The following is a 14,691-nucleotide window of genomic DNA, read 5'->3' on the forward strand; positions in this document are numbered from 1 at the left end:
GCCGCGTGAGCGTTTTCGCCGCGGCAACCGGCATCGGATCCTGGCCAGGCACGACGGCCCGTGAGGCAGCCGAAGTGGTGGTCGGTGAGCTGCACGACTTGACGCACCTCGTCGAGCTGCCCGCCCGCGGGGTGGGCGCCGATCTGATCGGTCGCGCGGGCGCCCTGCTGGTCGACGTCGGCATCGACACCGTGCCCCGCGGCTACCGCTTGGCCCCCGGTCGAAGCTCCGCCCTGCGCCGCGCGGTGAGCCTCCTCGACGAGGACGTCGACGCCCTCGAAGAGGCGTGGGAGCGGGCGGGTTTACGGGGTGGATCGCGGACCGTCAAGGTGCAGGCACCGGGGCCGATCACGCTGGCGGCGCACCTGGAACTGCCCAACGGGCATCGCGCGATCACCGATGCGGGGGCGGTGCGCGACCTCGTCGACAGCCTCGCCGAGGGCGTCGCACTTCACCGGTCCGAGCTCGCCCGCCGCCTCGACGTGCCGGTCGTGGTCCAGCTCGACGAGCCGTCGCTGCCCGCCGCGCTGGCCGGGCGCCTCACCGGGGTGACCAGTTTCTCACCCGTTCATCCGGTCGACGAAGCGGTGGCGCAGGGCCTGCTCGACGCGTGCGTCGAGAGAATCGGCGGCGACGTCTCCCTGCACTGCTGTGCCGCTGATCTGCCGTGGAAGTTGTTGCAGCGCAGCACTTTGACTGCGATATCGGTCGACGTCGCCACGTTGTCCGCGGCCGACCTGGACGGCATCGGCGAGTTCGTGGAGTCGGGCCGGGTCGTGATGCTCGGGGTGATCCCCGTGCAGGCGCCCGACCGCCCGACGTCGCCGCGGGAGGTGGCCACGGCTGCCGCGTCGATCACCGACCGGCTGGGCTTCTCCAGGGAGGTGCTGCGCGACCGCACCGGTGTCACGCCGGCCTGCGGTCTCGCCGGCGCCACCCAGGAGTGGGCGCGCACCGCGATCGAGTTGGCACAGAAGGTGGCCGATGGCATCGCCCAGGATCCCAGCGCGGCGTAGGGTTTGCTCAGTTACCCCAATCGGTCAGGGAGCTCCGTGGTCACGTCGTCGATGCGCCTCGCGGCCGGTGTCGCCGTTGCGCTGGCGATCACCATGGCCGGCGGCCCCGGCGCGGCCGTTGCCGTTGCGGACCGGGGGCATTTCGGGTCGCCCTCGGGCCATTCCCGCGACGGTGGACATTCCCGCGGTGACCGCCACGATTCTCGCGGGCCTCGGCAGCAACGCGGACCACGTGGCGACGACCACCCCGGCGGGTCGCAGGGCGGGCACGTCACCGCGGGCAGGGGTTCCCCAAGCCTCGTCGTCGTGCCGGCGACGGCGACATCGACGGCGTCACGGGGGGTCGCCGCCGCGGCGGCGCCACCCGCCGCACCAATCGTCGCGCCCGTCTCTCCGTCGCCCGCCAGGACCGGCCGTGGCGGCGTCAGCCCCGTTCAGCCGGCGGCGGCTCCTCGCCCTCCGCGTGCCGTCTTCGGCAACGGACGCCCACCCGCCCCGGTGCGTGTCCCCACCGTCGTGAGTGAGGCGCCGACCCCACCGCGTTTCGTCGTCGCCGTGCGGCCGCCCGTCGCGCCCATCCTCGCGCCCGTCGCGACGCCTGCGCCCGTGGCCGTGCGGGCCGCTCCGGCACCGCCACTCGAGTTGCCGGCGCCGCCGTCGTGGGCGACGGTGCGGCCGGGCTGGCCCACCGGCACGATATTCGGCATCGCCGGCTTGCTCCTGGCGCCGATCGCCGGCGTGTGGCTGGGTCACCGCCAGGCGCGCGCGACGAAGTCGGCCTCGCAGCTCGTCAGCCGGTAGGCGCGAGTCTTACGGCGTCCGCAGATCCTTGCGCAGGATCTTCCCCGACGCGGACTTGGGGATCGCGTCGATGAAGGCCACCTGTCGCACCTTCTTGTACGGGGCGACGTGCTCGGCGACGAAGTCCATCACCTCGCGTTCGGTCAGTTCGGCACCGGATTGCTTGACTACGAACGCCTTTGGCACCTCTTCGCCCGACTCCGAGTCGGTGACGCCGATGACGGCGGCATCGGCGACGGCGGGGTGGGTGAGCAGCACCGCTTCCAGCTCGGCCGGCGGCACCTGATAGCCCTTGTACTTGATGAGCTCCTTGAGCCGGTCGACGATGTACACGCACCCCGACGAGTCCACGCGGGCGACGTCGCCGGTGTGCAGGAACCCGTCGTCGTCGACGGTCGAGCGGGTGGCCTCGTCGTTGTTCAGGTAGCCGGGCATCACGTTGGGACCCTTGAACCAGAGTTCCCCGGTTTCGCTGAGTCCCGATGCGGGAGGGTCGATTTCGGCGCCGGACTCGTCGACGATCTTGCTGACGGCGTTTGGCACGGTCCAGCCACACGAGCTCAACGGCGCGACGGTGCCGACGAGCTCCAGGCCGCCGTCGAAGGGGGCGACGTGGCTGACGGGGCTGAGCTCGCTCATCCCGTAGCCCTGTACCACCTGGCACCCGAGGCGCTGCTTGACGGCACGGCCCAGATCTTCGTCCAGTGGCGCCGCGCCCGACATGATTCCGCGCAGGCTCGACAGGTCGTACTGCTCGACGACGGGATGCTTGGCCAGGGCGACCGCGACGGGGGGCGCGATGAAGGCGTAGGTACACCTGTGCGTCTGAATGTTGTCGAGGAACTCCAGCAGATCGAAGCTCGGCATGATGACCAACCGGGCCCGGGCGTGCATCGCGGCGTTCAGAAGCACCGTCATGCCGTAGATGTGGAAGAAGGGCAGCACGGCGAGGATCCGGTCGTCGGCCCGCATTCCCTGCAGCGGACGGATCTGCGCGACGTTGGCCGCCAGGTTGCGATGCGTGAGCATCACGCCCTTCGGATTGCCCGTCGTCCCCGAGCTGTAGGGCAGGGCCGCCAGGTGGGTGGCCGGGTCGAAGGTCACCTCCGGCGCGGGGAGTGCGGCGCCGAGCAGGTCGTCGGCGTTGGGATGTCCGTCCGCGGCTTCACCGGGTCCGTCGAGCACGACCACCCGGTCGGCGGTCAGCCCGATCGAGGCGGCGCCGTCGGCGGCCTGGGCCAGCAGCGGCGTCACCGTGATCAGCATCGACGCCTTCGCGTCGGTCAGCTGCTTGGCGACGTCCTTCGCGGTGAACAACGCGTTGATCGTGGTGGCGGTGGCGCCGGCGCGCAGGATGCCGTGGAAGGCGATCGCGAATGCCGAACTGTTGGGCGCCAGCAGACCGACCACGTCGCCGACGCCGACGCCGCGGGCAGCCAGGGCTCCGGCGAACGCGTCGACGCGGGCGACCATGTCGCGGTACGTCGTCTCGGCACCGGACTTGGCGTCGACCAACGCGACGCGCTCGGCGTCCTGGTCGTCGAGGTCGGCGAAGAGGTAGTCGTACAGATTGGTGGTGGGAACGTGGACCTGGGGGAAGGGGCTCGAGAAACTCATCGTGCCTCCGATCGAACCATGGCCCGCTGAGTGCCGGTCATCGGTCGTCGAGCTCCTTCAGTAACCGCTTGGGTGCGACAAGTCGGTAGGACGCGTCGACGAGCTCGCGGACCTCGTCCCAGTCGACCGCGGCGACGGTGAAGTCGAGACCGAGCCAACCGGAAACGCCCACGTAGGCGGGGTAGAAGAACCGCTCGTCCTGCTGCAGCGCCACGCGCTCGGTCTCGTCGACCTTGACCATCACGCAGTGGTTCACCGCTGTCATCTCACCGGTCTGCTTGGTGCTTCCGCCGTACATGGCGAACATCTTGGTGGCGAAGAAGCCGGGCCTGCCGTGGGAGATCCTTTCGTGCGCACCGGGGTAGGCGAGGGCGATCTCACGCAGTGGGGCCAGCCCGGGATCGTCGTCGCGGAACGCGATCGGATGCGACACGTCGCCAGCGTATCGCCGGATTGGGCACCTGACGTCGGCCGTCGTTCCGGAGTCGGCGTTCGGCGGGCGTGTCCCTGGCCTCCGATAACCTTCGAGCGTGAGCTCACCCGACGCCGACGTCCGTCGCGAATGGCAACAGCTGGCCGACGACGTGCGCGGTCACCAGTTCCGCTACTACGTCAAGGACGCGCCCATCGTCTCCGACGGGGAGTTCGACCGGCTGCTCGGCGAGCTGAACGCCCTGGAGGAGCGCCACCCCGAACTGCGGACGCCCGATTCGCCGACGCAGCTCGTCGGGGGAGCGGGTTTCGCGACGGACTTCAGTTCGGCCGACCACCTCGAACGAATGTTGAGCCTGGACAACGTCTTCACCCCCGACGAGCTGGTGGCCTGGGCGTCGCGGTTGACCGGTGAGATCGGCGCCGACCCGGAGTTTCTGTGCGAGCTGAAGATCGACGGCGTGGCGCTGGCGCTGGTGTACCGCGACGGCGTGCTGACCCGCGCCGCCACCCGCGGCGACGGACGCACGGGCGAGGACGTGACGCTCAACGCGCGCACGATCTCCGACATCCCGGAACGCTTGGCGCCCAGCGACGACCATCCCATCCCGGCGGTCCTGGAGGTGCGCGGCGAGGTCTTCTTCCGGCTCGCCGACTTCGAAGACCTCAACGCCGGGCTGGTCGCCGAGGGCAAGGCTCCGTTCGCCAACCCGCGCAACAGCGCCGCCGGCTCGCTGCGGCAAAAGAATCCCGCGGTGACGGCGCGGCGCAAACTGCGGATGATCTGCCACGGCCTCGGGCGTGCGGAGGGCTTCAGCCCCGCCACGCTGCACGACGCCTACCTCGCGCTGAAGGCCTGGGGGCTGCCGGTGTCGGACCACACCACCCGGGTCACGGGCATCGACGCCGTCGCCGAGCGGGTCGCCTACTGGGGCGAGCACCGCCACGACGTCGAGCACGAAATCGACGGCCTGGTGGTCAAACTCGACGACGTGGCGCTGCAGCGTCGGCTGGGCGCGACCTCACGCGCCCCGCGGTGGGCGATCGCCTACAAGTATCCGCCCGAGGAAGCCACCACCAAGCTGCTCGACATCCGCGTCAACGTCGGTCGCACCGGGCGGGTCACGCCGTTCGCCTACATGGAGCCGGTGAAGATCGCCGGGTCGACCGTCGGGCTGGCGACGCTGCACAACGCCTCCGAGGTCAAGCGCAAGGGCGTGCTCATCGGCGACACCGTGGTGATCCGCAAGGCCGGCGACGTCATCCCCGAGGTGCTCGGGCCCGTGGTGGACGTCCGCGACGGAACCGAGCGCGGGTTCGAGATGCCGACCAACTGTCCCGAGTGTGGCACCACGCTGGCCCCCGCCAAGGAGGGTGACGCCGACATCCGGTGCCCCAACTCGCGGACGTGTCCGGCGCAACTGCGCGAGCGCGTGTTCCACGTCGCCGGGCGCGGTGCGTTCGACATCGAGGGGCTGGGCTACGAGGCGGCCGTTGCGCTGCTGCAGTCGGGGGTGATCACCGACGAGGGCGACCTGTTCACGCTCACCGCCGACGACCTGTTGCGCACCCAGTTGTTCACGACGCAGAAGGGTGAGCTCTCGGCCAACGGAAAGCGCCTCCTCGCCAACCTGGACAGGGCGAAGCAGCAGCCGCTGTGGCGCGTGCTGGTGGCGCTGTCCATCCGGCACGTCGGGCCGACGGCGGCCAGGGCGCTGGCCGGCGAGTTCGGCAGCCTCGAGGCCATCGAGGCCGCGAGCGAGGAGCAGCTGGCGGCCAGTGAGGGCGTGGGCCCGACGATCGCCGCCGCGGTGATCGACTGGTTCACCGTCGACTGGCATCGAGCCATCGTCGACAAGTGGCGGGCGGCCGGGGTGCGCATGCACGACGAGCGCGACGAGAGCGTCCCGCGGACGTTGGAGGGCCTGTCGGTGGTGGTGACCGGGTCACTGCCCGGGTTCTCGCGCGACGAGGCCAAGGAGGCCATCCTGGCGCGTGGCGGCAAGGCGGCCGGCTCGGTCTCCAAGAAGACCGCCTACGTGGTGGCGGGCGACGCGCCGGGCTCCAAGTACGACAAGGCGATCGAGCTCGGCGTCCCGGTCCTCGACGAGGACGGCTTCCGACGACTGCTTCAGGACGGTCCCGACGGCGTCTGATCGCCGGTTTGTCCCGTCCGTGTGGGGGAATGCCGTCGGAGACACACCCTCGAGGAGGCGACGATGGCGGCGATCTGCGACACCTGCGGCAACCACTACGACAAGGCGTTCACCGTGACGTGGGCCGACGGCCGCACCGCGACGTTCGACAGCGTCGAGTGCGCCGCGATGCAACTGGCTCCCGAGTGCGCACACTGCGGGTGCTGCATTCTCGGCCACGGCGTGGAGACCGAAGACGCGATGTTTTGTTGCGCGCACTGCGCCCGCAAGGACAGCAACGCCGACGTCAACGACCGTTTTCCGGTGCCGGCCGGCGGCTGAGGGTCAGCGCAGGATCGTCGCGACGATGCCGCTGAGGTAGCCCAGCCGGGCCACCTCGGACGGGCGGAAGGCCGGGCCGCCGGGGCGACCGAGGACCACGGCGGTGGCGTGCTCGCCCAGCGGTGCCGCCGCCAACGTGGTGTCGAAGTCGCGCCACACCTGCGGAATCCATTCGGCCGTGCCGTCCAGCGCCTCGGCGTGCTCGAGCGGCAGCCAGGGCGCGGACTCGGCGGCGGTCTCGGGCACCCCGTGGCTGCCCGCCATCATGTGAATCCCGTCGTCGTCGAGTCGCATGACCATGCACCAGCCCACCCGCAGCACCTTCGGGGCCTCGTCCACCAGCACCTGCAGCTTGCTCTGCTTGCCGGGCGCTGCGGCGATGTGGTCGATCAGCTCCAGCTCGCGGTGGGCCTCCAGCAGTCCGGTGTGCGGTCGGATGCTGTCGACGTAGACGCCGTTGAGCTTCTCGGCGGCCGTGATGAGCATGTCGGGCATGGCGCCGGGCGGCAGGTCGACGACCAGGTCGTCGACGGCGTAGCCGGCCGCGCGCTCCACGACGTCGAGCGACAGGATGTCCGCGCCGACCGAGCCAAGTGCCACGGCCAGAGAGCCCAGGCTGCCGGGCCTGTCTTCCAGTTCGACGCGCAGCAGATATGACGGCACGGGCAACACTGTTTCACGGAGGGCAGGAGCGGAGCGACTCGGGAGATTTCACGGAGGGCAGGAGCGGAGCGACTCGGGAGATTTCACGGAGGGCAGGAGCGCAGCGACTCGAAAGCCGCACCGGCAGGCTCCGGCGCGGCCCGCCCACCACGGTGACTAGGCTTCGGTGTCGTGTCGCAGATCTCGCGGGACGACGTCGCCCACCTGGCACGTCTGGCCCGTCTCACCCTGACCGACGGCGAACTGGATGGTTTCGCCGGCCAACTCGACGCCATCCTGGAGCACGTCAGTGCCATCCAGGCCGTCGACGTCACCGGCGTGGAGGCCACGGACAACCCTCTCAAAGAGGTCAACGTCACCCGGCCCGACGTGGTGCAACCGTGCCTGACGCAGGAGCAGGCCCTGGCCGCCGCTCCCAACGCCGTCGACGGCCGGTTCGCGGTGCCGCGCATCCTTGGGGAGGAGCAGTGAGCGACCTGATTCGTCTGGACGCCGCCACGCTCGGCGCCAAGATCGCGAGCAAGGAGGTCAGCTCGACGGAGGTCGTGCAGGCGCACCTCGACCAGATCGCCGCCACGGACGGCGAGTACCACGCGTTCCTGCACGTCGCGGGCGACGCCGCCCTGGCCGAGGCGGCCCGCGTCGACGCCGCCGTGGCCGACGGCGAGACCCTGCCGTCTCCGCTGGCCGGTGTCCCGCTCGCGCTCAAGGACGTGTTCACCACCGCCGACATGCCGACGACCTGCGGTTCGAAGATCCTCGAGGGCTGGCAGTCCCCGTACGACGCAACCGTCACCGCGCGGCTGCGGGCGGCGGGAATCCCGATCCTGGGCAAGACCAACATGGACGAGTTCGCCATGGGCAGCTCGACCGAGAACTCCGCCTACGGGCCGACCCGCAACCCGTGGAACGTCGAACGCGTGCCAGGTGGCTCCGGGGGCGGCAGCGCCGCGGCGCTCGCGGCCTTCCAGGCCCCGTTGGCCATCGGCTCCGACACCGGTGGCTCCATTCGCCAACCGGCGGCGCTCACCGCCACCGTCGGCGTCAAGCCGACCTACGGCACCGTGTCGCGGTACGGGCTCGTCGCCTGTGCCTCGTCGCTGGACCAGGGCGGCCCCTGTGCCCGCACCGTGCTCGACACGGCGCTGCTGCACCAGGTCATCGCGGGTCACGATCCTCGGGACTCGACCTCGGTGACCGCCGCGGTTCCCGACGTCGTGGCCGCCGCCAAGGCGGGGGCGGCGGGGGACCTCACCGGCGTCCGCGTCGGCATCGTCAAGCAGCTGCGCAGCGGCGAGGGCTACCAGGCGGGGGTGCTGGATTCGTTCAACGCCGCGGTCGAACAGCTCACCGCCCTCGGCGCCGAGGTCAGCGAAGTCGACTGCCCGAACTTCGACCACTCGATGGCGGCCTACTACCTGATCCTGCCGTCCGAGGTGTCGAGCAACCTCGCCCGCTTCGACGCGATGCGCTACGGACTGCGGGTCGGCGACGACGGCACCCACAGCGCCGAAGAGGTCATGGCGATGACCCGGGCGGCCGGATTCGGTCCAGAAGTCAAGCGCCGCATCATGATTGGCACCTACGCGTTGTCGGCGGGCTACTACGACGCGTACTACAACCAGGCGCAGAAGGTGCGGACGCTGATCGCTGGGGACCTCGAGCGGGCCTACCAAAGCGTCGACGTCCTGGTCTCGCCCGCCACCCCGACCACGGCGTTCCGCCTCGGCGAGAAGGTCGACGATCCGCTCGCGATGTATCTCTTCGACCTGTGCACCCTGCCCCTGAACCTCGCCGGGCACTGCGGAATGTCGGTCCCGTCGGGGCTGGCCGAGGACGACGGATTGCCCGTCGGCCTGCAGATCATGGCGCCCGCACTGGCCGACGACCGGCTCTACCGCGTCGGTGCGGCCTACGAGGTCGCCCGCGGTGCGCTGCCGACGGCGATCTGACGGGGGAGGATAGAGGCATGCGGATTGGAGTTCTCACCGGCGGCGGCGACTGCCCCGGCCTGAATGCGGTCATCAGGGCGGTCGTGCGGACGTGCGACGTCCGCTACAAGTCTTCGGTCGTCGGGTTCCTCGACGGCTGGCGGGGCCTGATGGAGGACCGTCGCATCCAGCTCGCCAACGACGATCGCAACGACCGGTTGCTCACCAAGGGCGGCACCATCCTCGGCACCGCCCGGGTCAACCCGGACAAGCTGCTCGCCGGCCTGGACCAGATCAAGCAGACCATGGAGGACAACGGGATCGACGTGTTGATCCCCATCGGCGGCGAGGGCACGCTCACGGCGGCGCACTGGCTGTCCGAGGAGAACGTGCCCGTCGTCGGGGTGCCGAAGACCATCGACAACGACATCGACTGCACCGACGTGACCTTTGGTCACGACACGGCGCTCCAGGTGGCCACCGACGCAATCGACCGGCTGCACAGCACGGCCGAATCCCATCAGCGGGTGATGCTCGTGGAGGTGATGGGCCGCCACGCGGGCTGGATCGCGTTGAACGCCGGCCTGGCCTCCGGCGCGCACATGACCCTCATCCCCGAGCAGCCCTTCGACGTCGAAGAGGTCTGCCGGCTGATCAAGCAGCGCTTCGTCCGCGGTGATTCCCACTTCATCTGCGTGGTCGCCGAGGGCGCGAAGCCGGCCGAGGGCTCGATGCAGTTGCGCGACGGCGGCATCGACGAGTTCGGCCACGTGAGGTTCACGGGCGTGGCTCATCAGTTGGGCGTCGAGATCGAGAAGCGGATCAAGAAGGAAGTGCGCACCACGGTGCTGGGCCACGTCCAGCGCGGTGGCACCCCGACCGCGTACGACCGGGTGCTGGCCACCCGGTTCGGCGTCAACGCCGCCGACGCCGCGCACTCCGGCGAGTACGGAATGATGGTCTCGCTGCGCGGGCAGGAGATCGGCCGGGTGCCGCTGGCCGAAGCCGTGAAGCAGTTGAAGCTGGTGCCGCAGGGCCGCTACGTCGACGCCGCCGACTTCTTCGGCTGACCCTCCTAACTAGGATCGAGTCATGACTGTCGCCTCCGCCGAACTGATCGACTACGACGAGGTCATCTCTCGCTACGAGCCCGTGATGGGCATGGAGGTCCACGTCGAACTGTCGACGGCGACCAAGATGTTCTGCGGGTGTGCGAACAACTTCGGCGCGGAGCCCAACACCAATGTCTGCCCGGTGTGCCTCGGGCTGCCCGGTGCCTTGCCCGTCGTCAACGGCTCGGCCGTCGAGTCCGCCATCCGCATCGGCCTCGCACTGAATTGCGAGATCGCCCCGTGGGGTCGCTTCGCGCGGAAGAACTACTTCTACCCCGATCAGCCGAAGAACTACCAGATCAGCCAGTACGACGAGCCCATCGCCGTCAACGGCTACCTCGACGTCCCCCTCGACGACGGCACCACCTGGCGGGTGGAGATCGAGCGCGCGCACATGGAGGAGGACACCGGCAAGCTGACGCACCTCGGCAGTGTCACGGGCCGCATCGCCGGCGCCACCACGTCGCTGCTCGACTTCAACCGGGCCGGGGTGCCGTTGGTCGAGATCGTCACCAGGCCCATCGAGGGCGCTGGGGCGCGAGCGCCCGAGATCGCCCGGTCCTACGTGACCGCCCTGCGGGACCTGTTGCGCGGCCTGGACGTATCCGACGTCCGGATGGACCAGGGGTCCATGCGCTGCGACGCCAACGTCTCGCTCAAGCTCGTCGGGGCGGCCGAGTTCGGCACCAGGACCGAGACCAAGAACGTCAACTCGCTCAAGAGCGTCGAGGTGGCCGTCCGTTACGAGATGCGAAGGCAGGCCGCCGTTCTCGATGCCGGCGGCGAGATCATTCAGGAGACCCGGCACTTCCACGAGGACGGTTACACCAGTGCAGGCCGTCGCAAGGAGACCGCCGAGGACTACCGGTACTTCCCCGAGCCCGACCTCGAGCCGGTCGCGCCGAGCGACGAACTCGTCGAGCGGCTGCGGGCCACCATCCCCGAGCTGCCGTGGTTGCAGCGCAACCGGATTCAGCAGGACTGGGGCATCTCCGACGAGGTGATGCGCGACCTGGTCAACAACGGCGTCATCGACCTGGTCACCGCCACCGTCGCGGAGGGTGCCTCCAGTGAGGCCGCCCGCGCGCTCTGGGGCAACTTCTTGGTCCAGAAGGCGAACGAAAGGGGCGTGACGGCAGCCGAATTGGCCATCACCCCCAAGCAGGTCGCCGCCGTGGTCAAGCTGATGGACGACGGCAAGCTGTCGAACAAGTTGGCCCGTGAGGTGATCGAGGGCGTACTGGCCGGCGAGGGCGAACCCGAGCAGGTGATGACCGACCGCGGCTTGGCGGTCGTGCGCGACGACTCGGTCATCCAGGCCGCCGTCGACGAGGCGCTCGCCGCCAATCCCGACATCGCCGACAAGATCCGCGGCGGCAAGGTGCAGGCCGCCGGAGCGGTGGTCGGCGCCGTCATGAAGGCCACCAAGGGTCAGGCCGACGCGGCGCGGGTCAGGGAACTGGTACTGGCCGCCTGCGGCGTCACGGGCTGACCGCAGCGCTCAGTGCCGCGGTGCCCGCAACGGACGTCGCTCGACGTGGCCGGTCTCATGGTCTGGCGTGTTCAAGGCCCCCTCCTGCGACCGGTATGCTTTGCCACGACGTGATCGTGGCGTTCGCCCATCGGACCAGCCCGACTGCGGCCATCCCCTCGATTGACCTGCTACCAGGGGATGTGAACGGCAAAGTGGCAAGTGAGCGAACCGTCGTCGCCGCGGTGCCGAACTACAACATGGCCGAACACCTCGATCGGCTCCTGCCGCAACTCTTGCGCCAGGGATACGAGCACATCTTCGTTCTCGACGATGCCTCGACCGACGGCAGCGTCGAGGTCGCAGCCAAGTACGGCGCCGGCGTGACGGTCGTGCGCCACGCCACCAACCGGGGCGCCGCCGCGAATCGCAATCAGATCCTGGCGTGCGTCGGCGGGGAGACCTTGATCCACTTCGTGGACTCCGACATGGACGTGCACACCGACGAGGTCGCGGAGACGGCGAGAAAGCTCGTCGCGCAATACGAGATGTTCGGCGTGGGAGTAATCGGCGGCCTCGTCTGCCGCAGCGACGGATGGCAGGAGCCGTTCAACTACGGTCCGGTGTTCGGGCTGCGGTCACATCTGACCGGCAGCCTTCCGAGGCTGATCGACTGGGCGCGCAAGCGCGACCGGCTCGCCCGCGCCCTCGCCACCCTGACCGCCCGCGGCATGCGTGAGTGGCCGCAGATCCTGACCGAACCGACGGCCACGCCGACCTATTGGGTACACGAGGGCAACATGCTCGTCGCGGCCGAGACCTTCCGCGTCGTCGGTGGATACGACCCGACGATGCGGGAGCACGAGGTCCAGGACCTCGCGATCAGACTGAAACGTGCCGGCGTGGCGTGCTACTTCGACCCCAGCATCAAGCTCGTCCACCACCGTGCCGACGTCAGGGGCAGGACGCGGCCGTGGCAATCCGCAAGGGCCGCATTGCACCTGGTGCGCAAGCACGGTCTTCGGCGATACCTCGTCGACCGCTGACACCACCGGTCGCCCGGTTGGCGGGTGGCCGCTAGGTGTTCTCGGCGTTGGTCCTCGGGAATCCGCCGCCCTGCGGGAACAGCGGGAACACGACGTCGTCGACCTTGTCGGCGTCACCGGAGGTGCGGTTGATCGTCGCGCCCCAGACGTTGCCGTCCGGCGAGAGCTTCAGGGCCCAGGCGTGACCGTGCGTGTCCTGGCGGACCACCTCGGGGTCGCCGGTGACGGCGCCGGTGTCCGGGGCCATGCGGACGGCGACGGTCTGCTTGGTGTTGACCATGTTGACCAGCACGCTGCCGTCGGTGACCGCGCAGCCGGCGATGCCCGGCTTGTCCGGCCACGTCCACACCGTGGAGACGACCGAGTCCTTGGTGATGCGCTGGAGCCGGTCACCGGTCGGTGTCCGATCGGTGACGTATTGGGAACCGTCGGCACGGTCGACGCAGAGGCCGCCGGCGCCGCCGATTCCGGTGAGCGCCGTCGTCGGGGGAGCCTGATCGACGGTCGTCGGCTGCTCGATGCGAATCAGCTTGCCGGCCAGCGAACCTGGATTGGTGGCCTGCGCGGGGTCGCCGGCGTCGCCCGTGAGAAGTTCCAGCGTGGTGGGGCTGGTGAACATCAGCGCGCCCATGTTGTTGGTCGCGCCCTTGGGGATGCCCGTCAGGATCGGCTTGGGCACGTCACCGTCGGCGATCCTGACGATGCGGTTGTCGCTCGCCGTGCTGACGTAGGCGTACATCAGCTTGTCTTGGGCGTAGGTGGGGGACAGGACGATGTCCATCAGCCCGCCGTCGCCGGAGGCGTCGACCGGAATCACCAGCTTGACCTTGGGTTCGGCGTTCGTCGCGATCTCCTTGACCGCACCGGTCGTCCGCTCCGCCACCAACGCCGACTTGCTGTCCGGGCCCATGATGAGACCGCTCGTGCTGTCTAGGCAGCCCTGCATGACCCCCTTCGCGTCGCAGACCTTCGGAAAGGGCTGGCCGGGCAGCGGTGGTGGTGGCGGAGGATCCTCGCTGGGGGGCGGCGCCATCTCCGGCTGGGTGGTGAACGGTTGTGACTGGTTGTCGTCGAAGCGGGCACAGCCCGACCCGACCAGCAACGCCGCGCACAGCAGCACCAGCACTCCTCGCGATTGCCGGTGCACACTCATGCCCGCCAGATTACGGATCGTCGGGCGGTGCGCGCCACGTCGGTCGGTGCGACTCGTGGTCACGGCTTGGCAATAACGGCGCAAAAGCGTCGCGCCAATCCACGTTTCGCACGTAACTAGCACTTACGCTGGGAAACGTGACCAGTACTTCTCACGATCCGCGCGCGTGGCAGAGACCTGAAGACTCCGCCGCGCGTCCTGCGTCGGCGCGCCTGGTCGACCCGGAGGACGACCTCCCCTCATCGACGTACGCGGGCGACTTCGAGACCACCGCGATCCCGCGGTACGACTCGAACCCGCCCAACCCCGAGCGCGCCGGCTACGGGTTGCTCCACGATCCGGAGCCGCTGCCCTACGTCCAGCCGGCGGGCAGGTACCAAACCCCGTCCGCCGAACCGACCGAGATCGAACCCGACGTGGGTTTCGGCACGTCGGACCAGCAGGGCCGTAGGGGTACCCAGGACCTCGGCTTGATGGTGCTCCGAGTGGGTCTCGGTGCGCTGCTGATCGCGCACGGGCTGCAGAAGGCGTTCGGCCTCTGGGGTGGCCAGGGCCTCAACGGTTTTCAGCAGTCGCTCGTCGACATGGGCTACCAGCACGCCAACGTCCTGACCTACGTCGGCGTGGCCGGCCAGATCGGCGCCGGGGTGCTGCTGGTGCTCGGTCTGTTCACACCACTGGCCGCGGCCGGGGCCGTCGCCTACCTGGTCAACGCGCTTCTCGCCGCCGTCGCGGCCCAGCCGGACCGCGGGTACTTCTCCTTCTTCCTGCCCGGCGGCCACGAGTACCTCGTCATGCTCCTGGTGCTCGCCGCCGCCCTGGTCCTCACGGGCCCCGGCAAATACGGCTTCGACGCCGGTCGGGGCTGGTCCCGGCGCCCGTTCGTCGGGTCGGCCGTGGCGCTGGTGCTCGGCATCGGCGTCGGCATCGGTGTCTGGGTGCTGCTCAACGGCGCCAACCCGCTCGCCTGAG

General features: G+C 69.6%; 14 protein-coding genes. 10 read left to right on the forward strand and 4 right to left on the reverse strand.

Going from position 1 to position 14,691, the window contains the following annotated elements:
- Positions 1-5 precede the first annotated feature (5 nt).
- Together H7J06_RS06630 and H7J06_RS06635 are read left to right on the forward strand one after the other, a co-directional pair.
- Positions 6-1,016: a uroporphyrinogen decarboxylase/cobalamine-independent methonine synthase family protein gene (locus tag H7J06_RS06630; RefSeq protein WP_264037892.1), complete on the forward strand. Its 1,011-nt coding sequence runs from the start codon at positions 6-8 to the stop codon at positions 1,014-1,016.
- A gap of 36 nt (positions 1,017-1,052) precedes the next feature.
- The gene (locus H7J06_RS06635; RefSeq protein ID WP_264037893.1) at positions 1,053-1,817 is read left to right on the forward strand and encodes a hypothetical protein; all 765 of its coding nucleotides are present in this window, start codon (positions 1,053-1,055) and stop codon (positions 1,815-1,817) included.
- Positions 1,818-1,826: 9 nt separating this feature from the next.
- Here H7J06_RS06635 and H7J06_RS06640 read toward each other — a convergent pair whose 3' ends face one another.
- Together H7J06_RS06640 and H7J06_RS06645 are read right to left on the reverse strand one after the other, a co-directional pair.
- On the reverse strand, positions 1,827-3,434 hold the full coding sequence (locus H7J06_RS06640; RefSeq protein WP_264037894.1) for a 4-coumarate--CoA ligase family protein: 1,608 nt from the start codon (positions 3,432-3,434) through the stop codon (positions 1,827-1,829).
- 37 nt (positions 3,435-3,471) lie between these two features.
- The gene (locus H7J06_RS06645) at positions 3,472-3,867 is read right to left on the reverse strand and encodes an MmcQ/YjbR family DNA-binding protein (RefSeq protein ID WP_264037895.1); all 396 of its coding nucleotides are present in this window, start codon (positions 3,865-3,867) and stop codon (positions 3,472-3,474) included.
- 97 nt (positions 3,868-3,964) lie between these two features.
- Between H7J06_RS06645 and ligA the strand changes: the two genes are divergently transcribed.
- Together ligA and H7J06_RS06655 are read left to right on the forward strand one after the other, a co-directional pair.
- On the forward strand, positions 3,965-6,022 hold the full coding sequence (gene ligA, locus H7J06_RS06650) for an NAD-dependent DNA ligase LigA (protein ID WP_264037897.1): 2,058 nt from the start codon (positions 3,965-3,967) through the stop codon (positions 6,020-6,022).
- Positions 6,023-6,085: 63 nt separating this feature from the next.
- Positions 6,086-6,343, forward strand: coding sequence for a metallothionein (locus H7J06_RS06655; RefSeq protein WP_264037898.1), 258 nt, complete (start codon positions 6,086-6,088; stop codon positions 6,341-6,343).
- 3 nt (positions 6,344-6,346) lie between these two features.
- On the opposite strand, the gene H7J06_RS06660 is transcribed toward H7J06_RS06655, so the two are convergent.
- Positions 6,347-7,015: an ACT domain-containing protein gene (locus H7J06_RS06660; protein ID WP_308205715.1), complete on the reverse strand. Its 669-nt coding sequence runs from the start codon at positions 7,013-7,015 to the stop codon at positions 6,347-6,349.
- 162 nt (positions 7,016-7,177) lie between these two features.
- On the opposite strand from H7J06_RS06660, the gene gatC reads away from it, so the two are divergent.
- The 5 genes from gatC (at position 7,178) to H7J06_RS06685 (ending at position 12,566) form a co-directional block, all read left to right on the forward strand.
- On the forward strand, positions 7,178-7,477 hold the full coding sequence (gene gatC / locus H7J06_RS06665; RefSeq protein WP_264037900.1) for an Asp-tRNA(Asn)/Glu-tRNA(Gln) amidotransferase subunit GatC: 300 nt from the start codon (positions 7,178-7,180) through the stop codon (positions 7,475-7,477).
- Positions 7,474-8,958 carry an Asp-tRNA(Asn)/Glu-tRNA(Gln) amidotransferase subunit GatA gene (gatA, locus tag H7J06_RS06670; RefSeq protein ID WP_264037901.1) on the forward strand — a complete coding sequence of 495 codons (1,485 nt, stop codon included), beginning with the start codon at positions 7,474-7,476 and terminating at the stop codon, positions 8,956-8,958. The genes gatC and gatA overlap by 4 nt, the downstream gene beginning before the upstream one ends.
- Before the next feature lie 17 nt (positions 8,959-8,975).
- Positions 8,976-10,007: an ATP-dependent 6-phosphofructokinase gene (locus tag H7J06_RS06675; protein WP_264037902.1), complete on the forward strand. Its 1,032-nt coding sequence runs from the start codon at positions 8,976-8,978 to the stop codon at positions 10,005-10,007.
- Between the two features lie 22 nt (positions 10,008-10,029).
- The gene (gatB, locus tag H7J06_RS06680; protein ID WP_264037903.1) at positions 10,030-11,541 is read left to right on the forward strand and encodes an Asp-tRNA(Asn)/Glu-tRNA(Gln) amidotransferase subunit GatB; all 1,512 of its coding nucleotides are present in this window, start codon (positions 10,030-10,032) and stop codon (positions 11,539-11,541) included.
- A 194-nt stretch (positions 11,542-11,735) separates the two neighbouring features.
- Positions 11,736-12,566 carry a glycosyltransferase family 2 protein gene (locus H7J06_RS06685; RefSeq protein WP_264037904.1) on the forward strand — a complete coding sequence of 277 codons (831 nt, stop codon included), beginning with the start codon at positions 11,736-11,738 and terminating at the stop codon, positions 12,564-12,566.
- A gap of 31 nt (positions 12,567-12,597) precedes the next feature.
- Here the strand turns inward: H7J06_RS06685 and H7J06_RS06690 are convergent, their stop codons facing one another.
- On the reverse strand, positions 12,598-13,719 hold the full coding sequence (locus H7J06_RS06690; RefSeq protein ID WP_264037906.1) for a PQQ-dependent sugar dehydrogenase: 1,122 nt from the start codon (positions 13,717-13,719) through the stop codon (positions 12,598-12,600).
- Between the two features lie 137 nt (positions 13,720-13,856).
- On the opposite strand from H7J06_RS06690, the gene H7J06_RS06695 reads away from it, so the two are divergent.
- Entirely contained in the window at positions 13,857-14,690 is an 834-nt protein-coding gene (locus H7J06_RS06695; RefSeq protein WP_264037907.1) for a DoxX family protein, read from the forward strand.
- The last annotated feature ends 1 nt before the right edge of the window (position 14,691 follow it).

Origin of the sequence: Mycolicibacterium hodleri, assembly GCF_025822245.1 — a bacterium.
GTDB lineage: Bacteria > Actinomycetota > Actinomycetes > Mycobacteriales > Mycobacteriaceae > Mycobacterium > Mycobacterium hodleri.

What these genes read in the sequence shown, in the direction of transcription:
- H7J06_RS06640 (WP_264037894.1), bottom strand. Translation starts at nt 3,434, where the DNA reads ATGAGTTTCTCGAGCCCCTTCCCCCAGGTCCACGTTCCCACCACCAAT.
- H7J06_RS06655 (WP_264037898.1), top strand. Translation starts at nt 6,086, where the DNA reads ATGGCGGCGATCTGCGACACCTGCGGCAACCACTACGACAAGGCGTTC.
- H7J06_RS06675 (WP_264037902.1), top strand. Translation starts at nt 8,976, where the DNA reads ATGCGGATTGGAGTTCTCACCGGCGGCGGCGACTGCCCCGGCCTGAAT.
- gatB (WP_264037903.1), top strand. Translation starts at nt 10,030, where the DNA reads ATGACTGTCGCCTCCGCCGAACTGATCGACTACGACGAGGTCATCTCT.
- H7J06_RS06690 (WP_264037906.1), bottom strand. Translation starts at nt 13,719, where the DNA reads ATGAGTGTGCACCGGCAATCGCGAGGAGTGCTGGTGCTGCTGTGCGCG.